Raw genomic sequence first — 8,228 nt, forward strand, 5'->3', positions numbered from 1 at the left:
TTTTTAAAAAATTTAAAAAATATTTATCTTCTATACGACATTCACTATCGACTAAAAACAAAATAACATCTACTTCATCAATATTTTTTAAAAGAACAGAATTAAATTTAGGCATAAAAAGTTTTTTAAAATTTTTATAAATCAAACCAGGATTATCAACAAAAACAAATTGATAATTTGAACCGTTACAAACACCTAAAATTTTTTCTTTAGTGGTATTGGGTTTATTGCTTACAATAGAAATTTTTGTTTCTACTAAAAAATTTAACAAAGTCGATTTACCTACGTTAACTCTACCCATAATAGTAATAAAACCAGATTTAAACAATAATAAAACCTCAACCTTCGAAAATAATATTGAAAATATATTTTTAGTATTTAATAATTATGTTAAAAAGTATGTTTTTTTAAAATTTCATCTTGTATTCTAATCATTTCTAGTAATTCTTCTTCTGTGTCATCTTTATAACCTTTTAAATGGAGATAACCATGAAGAGATAAAAAAACAACTTCTTCTATTAATGTTTTTCCTAATTCCCGAGCTTGCGAACTGGCTTTTGTTAAAGAAATATAAACATCACCTAAATAAATATCATCAATGACATTTTCGAAAGATAAAACGTCTGTAGGATAATCTTTTTTACGATAAAAAGAATTCATTTCTTTCATTTTGATATTATTGATGAAAATAACATTCATTTTACGATCATCTTCTAACGAATCAAAAACAAAATGTAATTTTTGTTTTAAATCAAAAACATTTCTATTAGTTTGATTGTATACTTCGATTATCATGATGAATATATTTGTGGTTCCTTTTTGTATTTTTATATTCATTTAAAAAAATAAAAAAACACCTAAAATTCAATAGGTGATTTTTTATTTTTAAAAGCTCATATTTTTATTTAATATTTTTTATTTTTAGAAAATTTTTTACGATTTTTTCTTTCTGTACTAGGTTTAACATAATATTCTTTTTTACGAGCTTGCGCTAAATTTCCAGATTTAAAAACATCACGTTTAAAACGACGTAAAGTTTCGTCAAAACTTTCTTCTTTACGAACAACAGTTTTAATCATTTTATCACCCCTTCTTTATAAAATATTTCGAAAAAATGAAAATAACAAATTAGTAGCAAAAGAAATTTAAAAATTTTTGCATCCAAATTATAACATAAATTTAAAATATAAACACAAAAAAATCTATTTTTTAATATTTATTATTTATTAATTTATAATTTCGGAATGGTTGGAGTGTTTATTTGTTTTGTAGTGCTGTTTGTTTTAAATATAAATAAGAATAAATAAAATAAATCATAAATAAGAGAACTACAAAACGATTTAAAAAAACTTGAGATCTTTGTGGTCTATAATTGCCATATTGTTCAGAAAAAATATCAATGACACTTTTTTCTACAGTAAAAAATACTGTCAAAACAATCAAAACACAATCAATATAAATTATATAATGAGGTAGCCACTCTATTATTTTATTTAAGTATTCCATCATTTTATAAAATCCTCTTTTAAGAAATTAAAGCTTGTGTGAAAACGTCACTTGCAGTTTCAACAGCCACAATTTCTATTTTTTTTCTAACTTCTTCAGGTATATCCTCAACGTCTTTTAAATTATCTTTAGGAATAAAAATTTTATTTAAACCACTTCGTTCAGCAGCGATAGCTTTTTCTTTTAATCCACCTATCGGAAGAACAGAACCTGTAAGAGTAATTTCGCCTGTCATCCCAATATCTTTTTTCACAAATTTCTTTGTAATAGCGGAAAAAATACAAGTAGCTATTGTTACACCAGCAGAAGGACCGTCTTTAGAAACTGCACCTTCTATAAAATGCACATGAAAATCATTATTTTCAAAAACACTATAATCAATATTTAATTTTTCAGCATTCGATTTCAAAAAAGCAAATGATGTCATAGCACTTTCTTCTAAAACTTTACCTAAATTACCAGTTAAAACTAGTTTTCCACTTCCTTTATAATGTGTTACTTCAACAGGTAAAATATCGCCACCAAAAGAAGTATAAGCTAATCCATTAACAACTCCAATACGATCTTTACTATTTGCTAATAAATGTTGATAAACAACTTTTCCTAAGAAAATTTCTACATTTTGATTGTTAATTTCTACTTTAGAAACTTTATTAATTAAAATCTCTTTGGCTGTTTTTCTAATTAAAGTAGCAATAAATTTACTTAAAGTTCTAACTCCTGCTTCTTTAGTGTAATGTCTAATTATGAAAAGAATTGTTTCTTTTTTTATTTCAAACTGTTTTTCAGAAATACCGTGCTCTTTTAATTGTTTAGGAACTAAATATTTTTCAGCTATTGATAATTTATCTTGTTCTGTATAAGAACTTAATTCTATAAATTCTAAACGATCTCTTAAAGGTTCAGAAATAGTACTTATATCGTTAGCAGTTGTGATAAACAAAACTTTAGATAAATCAAAAGGTTCTGATAAATAAAAATCTGTAAAATTTTTATTTTGTGCTGGATCTAAAACTTCTAATAATGCAGCTTCTGGATCATGTTGTGAATTATTAACTAATTTATCTATTTCATCTAATAAAAACACAGGATTCATTACACCAGAATCTTTGATACTGCTTAAAATACGTCCAGGCATAGCACCGATGTAAGTTTTTCTATGTCCTTTAATTTCGCTTTCTTCTTGTAAACCACCTAAAGATTGTCTAACAAATTTACGTCCTAAAGCTTCAGCGATAGAAATTGCTAAGGTAGTTTTTCCAACCCCAGGAGGTCCTATAAGACAAATAATAGTCTGAGGATTTTTTTGTGTCATTATCTTAACGGCTGCATATTCTATAATACGTTCTTTAGCTTTTTGCATTCCATAATGATTTTTTTCTAAAACATCTTGAATTTGACTTAAATCATTAACGTCTTTACTGCTTTTTCCCCAAGGTAATTCAATAATAAAATCTAAATAGTTACGAATAACCAAAGAATCTGATGCATTAGAAGAAACAGATTGATAACGAGAAAGTTCTTGTAAAACTTTTTCTTTAATTAATTTAGGCATTTTTGAAGAATTAATTTTGTTTCTTAATTCATCTATTTCTTCTTCTTTTTTAGCTTTATCACCTAATTCATTTTGAATAGCACGCATTTTTTCTCTTAAATAAAACTCTTTTTGATTTTCATCAATATTATTTTTTACTTGAGCATTAATTTTATTTTCTAATTCTAATAATTCTAATTTCGTTTCAACGTCTTGTAAAATATATCTTAATCTTTTATTTAAATTAGGTTCTTTAAGATATTTATATTTGTTATCTTCCTCTGTTTTTAAAACGAAAACAATTAAATCTGCTATTTTTTCTGCTGTTAAACCAGCTTTTACTTGATCTAAAAAAGAACCGTTAAAAGCGTTTTCTGTAATAACAAATAATTGAGGAATATTAACGTTGATTTTTTCCATGATTAAATTCATAAGAACTTTTTCTTCTTGCAAATCTCCAAAAACAGTAGGAATTTCTTTATGTTTAACCATATATAAATTATCTTTTTTTGTTATTTTTTCAACTTTGATTCTGTTTAAAAAACGAAATTTCACTTTATAAATATTTTCATCAACTTGGACAGAAGTTAAAACTTGCGCCATAACCCCATATTTTTCTATATCAGAAATTCTAGGTACTTCTTGCATTACATTTTTTTGCAACAAAATAACAACATAAGGATGTTTTTTTTGTTCTGCAAATTTTAAAGCATTAATAGAAAAAGTTCTTCCTATTTCAATTCTTAATTCGTTAAAAGGAAGAGGAACTATATCTCTCCAAATGACAGCAGGTAATTCTGGTTCTTCTTCAACAACTTCTTTATTAGCTTCTGCATCTATTTCTTGAGTTATTTCTTTTTCTATTTCTGTATTTGTATCTTTATCTATTTCTTTGTTCTCTTCTTCAATAATTTTATTCATATTATCTATACAACCTTCTGATTAATTTTTTAAAAAATAAAATTTTTTTAATTAATTAATATTCGTTTGAAATAAAAATTCAATAGCGTTTTGTCTAATTAAATTTTGTTTAACATCGCGAACCCAAAAATAATTTTTTTTCATTTTTTCAACATCTATTTTAGATTCTTTTTTGAGTTTTTTATAATATGTTTCTACTTCTTCAGAAGAAACTTCAATTTTTTCGTTTAAACTTATTTCATCAAGTAAAAGTTTTAATTTTACATCCATGGAAGCTTGTTCTTTAATTCTTGCTTCAAATTGTTCTTCGTTACAATTGTTATCTTTTAAATATCTTTCGTGACTTATTCTTTTAGATTCAAGTTCTTCTTCTAACTCTTTTTTAACATTAACCTTTTCATCATCTATTAAAGATTCTGGAATAAATGAAACATTCGAATTTTTAAATACAAAATCTAAAACAAATTCTTCTTTTTTCTTTCTTAATTTGTCTTTTTTTTGAATTTCTAATTCATGTTTTATTTGATGTTTGAAATCGTGTAAATTATCAATGCCAGGAAATTTCAAATCTTTAACTAAGTCATCATTCCAATCGATTTTCTTTTTAGTTTGAATATCTTTTAAAAAAATTTTAAAAACAACTTTTTTAGAAGCGATTTCTTTATTGAAATAATCCTCAGGAAATACAACTTCAACATCTCTATTTGTGTTGGTTTCCATCCCGATCATGCCTGTTTCAAAGCCATCAATAAAAGTCTTTGAACCGATTTCTAAAGTATAATTATCAGCTGTTCCACCATCTAATAAATCATCTCCTAGATATCCTTTAAAATCTATAAGAGCGAAATCTCCTAATTCTAAAATGTTTCCGTTTTCTGTTTTCTGTTCTAAAATAGGATTTTTATTTAATAAAACATCTAATTGTTCTTCGATTTCCTCTTCTGTAACTTCTGCTGAAGGAACATCAATAGCGATTTCTTTATAATTACATAATTCGATAGTAGGTTTAGTTATAAATTCTAAACTAAAATCAAAAAATTCTTTTTTATTTATTACATCTTCCGCTTTAAAATTAACTACTTTCGGAATACCAATAACATTAGAATCTTTATTTTTTATTATCTCTTCTGCTTTTTCTTGAACTAAAAAGTCAAAAGCGTCTTGGTATAAAGACTTTGAATCGAAATGTTTTTCGAAAATATTTCTTGTAATAAATCCTTTTCTAAAACCTTTAATTTCTACTGTATTTTTAACTTCATCAAAAGCTCTATTTACAAAAAGTTCAAATGTATTTCTGTCTATTCGAAAATTATATTGAACTAATTCGTTTTCATTATTTATTTTTTTGTTTTCCATAAACTGTTTACCTATTTTTTAATATAAATTGAAATATTTGAATATAATTTTTTATTTAAAACATTTTTAAATAAAAACAATAGAAATTTATATCACAATAAAATTATACAATATTTAATAAAAATAACAATTATTAATGTTCGTATAATATGATATTTCCAATTAAAATTTATCATAAATGAATTTAATTATGATATAAATTTCTCTTTAATGGAATTAAAATTCTTATACTCTTCCCAAATAAAAAGAACCGAAAAAAATAATTGATTCTAAATGAAGTTTTATCATTAAAACAAATAAATCAAAAAAAAAGCAAAAAAGATTATCAATAACATACTAATAATATTAAAAAAATGTTTAATTATTAAAATTAAAATTTTTTTGAATATACTCATCAACAACTTCTAAAAATTGAAAATTCCAATATCTTTACATTTAGATAATAAAAAATACTTTGATTTTTGAAAAATATTATTATAAATTTTTATTTCATATAAAATAATTTATAATAAATAACTATTGTATCATATTATTTTAGAAAAAAAAATATAAAATAAGTATTAAATTATTGGAATTTGATTTATTTAAATTAATAAAATTTTATTTCTAAAAAAAATAAAAAGGTTATTTTGATTTATTTTTTTTAATTTCGCTCATTATTTCTAATTTTTCTTTTTGAGATTTTAAATTTTTTAACTCATTTTCTAATTGTTGTTGTTCTTGTAATTTGAACATAATCTTGCTTTTGTTTAAATTAAAAATATAACCGCCATTATAAAGAGTCATAAAAAAATATACAATCAACAAAGGCATTATCGTAATAGTCCAATTGAAACCCGTACCAAGAATAAATATAAATAATATTATTAAACTTATTATTTGCACAACACCTAACGCAAAAGGATTATTATTATCTTTGTTGTTGTTCAGATACATTGGTTGATTCATAAAATAAATTGTTTGTTCTTTCTATCTAAAAAATTAAATTATGATAAAAAAATATATAATTTATGAAAACATTAAATTTCTTTTTTCTACATATTCTATTTGTTTTTGAGTTTCATTGATTTTTTGTTTCAATTCTAATATAGTATTGTCTAACTGTTGTTGAAATTGAATTTGTAAGTCTATATGATATTTATAAGCAACACTCTTCATAACAGGAAACAATACAAACCAAAGTATCCCTAAAGTCAACACACTCAAAATTGTTAAAATGACTTTAGAACCTGTCCCTAATCGACATTGAAAAAGTTTTTCTTCACTAAACATAACATTTAACATATTGTACATTTTAATTTTGACTACCTTTCTTTTAATATTTTTTATATTATACATTATTTTAATTATTTTAATTTAAAAAAATATCTATAAAATGAAATTATTTATAATAATTTGGTTCTATTATATATATAAAGATGTTATATTATAAAAAAACAAAACAACAAGTTTTAACATTAAATTTAGTAAATATAAATGATATAATAACAAGTAGTAATTTTTTCTTTTCTAATAAAAATTAATAATTTTTTTATAAAAATCAAAAGGAAATGTTTATTAATTATGAATGATTTTTTTAAATTACCTAAACTGAATTATCAATATACAGCTTTAGAACCTTTTATAGATGCTAAAACAATGGAAATACACCATACTAAACATCATCAAAATTATATAAATAATTTGAATGTAGCTTTAGAAAAAAATAAAATTCATCAAAATGAAATTCAAAGTATAGAATATTTATTAAAAAACATCAATTCTTTACCAGAAACAATAAGAGAAACAGTTAAAAACAACGGAGGAGGACATTTTAATCATTCTTTTTTCTGGGAAACATTGAAATTAAATGATAATTATAACGAAAATTATCAAATACACGAATTAATTCAAAAATTTTTTGGAAATGTAGAAAATTTTAAAGATCAATTTTCTTTAAAGGCTCAAACTCTATTTGGTAGTGGTTGGACATGGCTTATTTATGATTTTGAAAATAATCTCAAAATTGTCAATACTCCAAACCAAAATACTGTTTTAGAAATGGGGCATCCTCTTTTAGGATTAGATGTTTGGGAACATGCTTATTATTTAAATTATCAAAACAGACGTAAAGATTATATAGAAGCTTTTTATAATGTTATCAGTTGGTCACAAGTAGAAAATAATTTCAAAAAAATACTCGATTCAAAATTGCGTAAATAATTTTTATTATGTTACCGAAACAAATAAGAAAAATAAGAGCTTCAATTATAACTGATTTATATAAATACGATTTTTACCAAGATAATTCTTTTAATTATATCGAAGAACAAATTACAAACAATAATATCTTAAAATATATTATTAAAAATATCAATTTAGTAGATACTATTATTAAAAAAAATCTATACAATTATGAAATCAATAGATTAAATAAAGTAGATAAAGCTATCATTCGTCTAGCTACTTTAGAACTTTTAGAAAAACAAAATTCTCATAAAATAATTATTAATGAAGCTATCGAATTAACCAAAGAATATTCTAATTTAGATGATAGCAAACAATATAAATTTAATAATAAGATTTTACAATTAATTTTTGAAGATATTCAAAATAACGAATACAAAATAGAAAAATAAAATTTTGTTATTTTTCTATTTACTTAAAGAATAAGAATCATATAAAAAAACAATTAACTGATATAAAGCATATAAAGGCCCTATCGTAAAAATGATAATCAAAATAATAAGAAAAATTTTTTGACTTAGTGAATTATTTTTTTTCTTATTTTCGAAAATAATCTTATCTTTTTTATTTTTATTTTTGTTGTTATTTATTTTTTTACTCATGGATAACAAAATTTTCCTTCGAATTTTAAATTATTTTAAAAATAATAAATACACAAATAAGTATATCATATCGAAATATAAAT

The 8,228-nt window shown here is 22.5% G+C and carries 11 protein-coding genes; 2 read left to right on the forward strand and 9 right to left on the reverse strand.

What is annotated here, in order from left to right:
• The 8 genes from AB6A63_RS00935 to AB6A63_RS00970 all read right to left on the reverse strand — a co-directional run.
• On the reverse strand, window positions 1-328 hold a 328-nt coding region (locus AB6A63_RS00935), incomplete at its 3' end, for a GTPase (protein ID WP_370430823.1).
• Between the two features lie 62 nt (window positions 329-390).
• Window positions 391-795, reverse strand: coding sequence for an rRNA maturation RNase YbeY (gene ybeY, locus AB6A63_RS00940; protein ID WP_370430824.1), 405 nt, complete (start codon window positions 793-795; stop codon window positions 391-393).
• Window positions 796-905: 110 nt separating this feature from the next.
• Window positions 906-1,079 (reverse strand): 30S ribosomal protein S21, encoded by a 174-nt coding sequence (gene rpsU / locus AB6A63_RS00945; protein ID WP_370430825.1) that lies wholly within the window; start codon window positions 1,077-1,079, stop codon window positions 906-908.
• A gap of 178 nt (window positions 1,080-1,257) precedes the next feature.
• Complete coding sequence (locus AB6A63_RS00950) at window positions 1,258-1,509, reverse strand: hypothetical protein (RefSeq protein WP_370430826.1); 252 nt, start codon at window positions 1,507-1,509, stop codon at window positions 1,258-1,260.
• Window positions 1,510-1,525: 16 nt separating this feature from the next.
• Entirely contained in the window at window positions 1,526-3,961 is a 2,436-nt protein-coding gene (lon, locus tag AB6A63_RS00955; RefSeq protein ID WP_370430827.1) for an endopeptidase La, read from the reverse strand.
• A 51-nt stretch (window positions 3,962-4,012) separates the two neighbouring features.
• Entirely contained in the window at window positions 4,013-5,317 is a 1,305-nt protein-coding gene (tig, locus tag AB6A63_RS00960) for a trigger factor (RefSeq protein WP_370430828.1), read from the reverse strand.
• Between the two features lie 624 nt (window positions 5,318-5,941).
• Entirely contained in the window at window positions 5,942-6,265 is a 324-nt protein-coding gene (locus AB6A63_RS00965) for a hypothetical protein (protein ID WP_370430829.1), read from the reverse strand.
• 60 nt (window positions 6,266-6,325) lie between these two features.
• A complete protein-coding gene (locus tag AB6A63_RS00970; protein ID WP_370430830.1) occupies window positions 6,326-6,601 on the reverse strand; it encodes a hypothetical protein in 276 nt (91 codons plus the stop codon).
• Window positions 6,602-6,880: 279 nt separating this feature from the next.
• Here AB6A63_RS00970 and AB6A63_RS00975 point away from each other — a divergent pair, with 279 nt between their 5' ends.
• Together AB6A63_RS00975 and AB6A63_RS00980 are read left to right on the forward strand one after the other, a co-directional pair.
• Entirely contained in the window at window positions 6,881-7,519 is a 639-nt protein-coding gene (locus AB6A63_RS00975; RefSeq protein ID WP_370430831.1) for a superoxide dismutase, read from the forward strand.
• A gap of 8 nt (window positions 7,520-7,527) precedes the next feature.
• Window positions 7,528-7,935 (forward strand): transcription antitermination factor NusB, encoded by a 408-nt coding sequence (locus AB6A63_RS00980; RefSeq protein ID WP_370430832.1) that lies wholly within the window; start codon window positions 7,528-7,530, stop codon window positions 7,933-7,935.
• Between the two features lie 15 nt (window positions 7,936-7,950).
• Here AB6A63_RS00980 and AB6A63_RS00985 read toward each other — a convergent pair whose 3' ends face one another.
• Window positions 7,951-8,145: a hypothetical protein gene (locus tag AB6A63_RS00985; protein ID WP_370430833.1), complete on the reverse strand. Its 195-nt coding sequence runs from the start codon at window positions 8,143-8,145 to the stop codon at window positions 7,951-7,953.
• Window positions 8,146-8,228 lie beyond the last annotated feature (83 nt).

This window comes from 'Camptotheca acuminata' phytoplasma, assembly GCF_041276565.1.
Classification (GTDB): domain Bacteria; phylum Bacillota_I; class Bacilli_A; order Acholeplasmatales; family Acholeplasmataceae; genus Phytoplasma.

Coding starts and splice junctions, on each gene's coding strand:
- ybeY (WP_370430824.1), bottom strand. CDS start 795: ATGATAATCGAAGTATACAATCAAACTAATAGAAATGTTTTTGATTTA.
- rpsU (WP_370430825.1), bottom strand. CDS start 1,079: ATGATTAAAACTGTTGTTCGTAAAGAAGAAAGTTTTGACGAAACTTTA.
- AB6A63_RS00950 (WP_370430826.1), bottom strand. CDS start 1,509: ATGATGGAATACTTAAATAAAATAATAGAGTGGCTACCTCATTATATA.
- lon (WP_370430827.1), bottom strand. CDS start 3,961: ATGAATAAAATTATTGAAGAAGAGAACAAAGAAATAGATAAAGATACA.
- tig (WP_370430828.1), bottom strand. CDS start 5,317: ATGGAAAACAAAAAAATAAATAATGAAAACGAATTAGTTCAATATAAT.
- AB6A63_RS00965 (WP_370430829.1), bottom strand. CDS start 6,265: ATGAATCAACCAATGTATCTGAACAACAACAAAGATAATAATAATCCT.
- AB6A63_RS00970 (WP_370430830.1), bottom strand. CDS start 6,601: ATGTTAAATGTTATGTTTAGTGAAGAAAAACTTTTTCAATGTCGATTA.
- AB6A63_RS00975 (WP_370430831.1), top strand. CDS start 6,881: ATGAATGATTTTTTTAAATTACCTAAACTGAATTATCAATATACAGCT.
- AB6A63_RS00980 (WP_370430832.1), top strand. CDS start 7,528: ATGTTACCGAAACAAATAAGAAAAATAAGAGCTTCAATTATAACTGAT.
- AB6A63_RS00985 (WP_370430833.1), bottom strand. CDS start 8,145: ATGAGTAAAAAAATAAATAACAACAAAAATAAAAATAAAAAAGATAAG.